Source organism: Streptomyces spirodelae, from assembly GCF_017676385.1.
Classification (GTDB): domain Bacteria; phylum Actinomycetota; class Actinomycetes; order Streptomycetales; family Streptomycetaceae; genus Streptomyces; species Streptomyces spirodelae.
The window spans coordinates 1-362 of record NZ_JAFFZN010000071.1 but is presented as its reverse complement, the minus strand read 5'-3'; the positions used below and the strand labels follow the sequence as shown (position 1 = coordinate 362).

Sequence of the window (362 nt, the reverse complement as noted above, 5' to 3'; positions counted from 1 at the left end):
ATCTGGACGGGTGGATCCGCGAGGCCCGCGCGATCATGAAGGAGCACGGCATCCCCGGCTCCTACGACGGCATCAAGCGCAACATCATCCGCGAGTCGGCCGGTGACCCCAACGCGGTCAACGACTGGGACATCAACGCGAAGAAGGGCACCCCCTCCAAGGGCCTCCTCCAGGTGATCCAGCCCACCTTCGACCGCTACCACGTCGAAGGAACCCCCGACAAGCTCACCGACCCCGTCGCCAACATCGTCGCCGCCTGCAACTACGCAGCCGACCGCTACGGCTCCATGGACAACGTCGACTCCGCCTACTGAGCCCACACCCAGGCCACACCGCAACACCCCGCATGCGACAAGGAGCGG

Annotated in this window: 1 protein-coding gene; it reads left to right on the top strand. The window is 66.0% G+C overall.

Going from position 1 to position 362, the window contains the following annotated elements; genetic code table 11:
* Positions 1 to 314 (top strand): transglycosylase SLT domain-containing protein (locus JW592_RS32380; protein ID WP_209268860.1); only part of this gene is annotated, 314 nt, incomplete at its 5' end.
* Positions 315 to 362 lie beyond the last annotated feature (48 nt).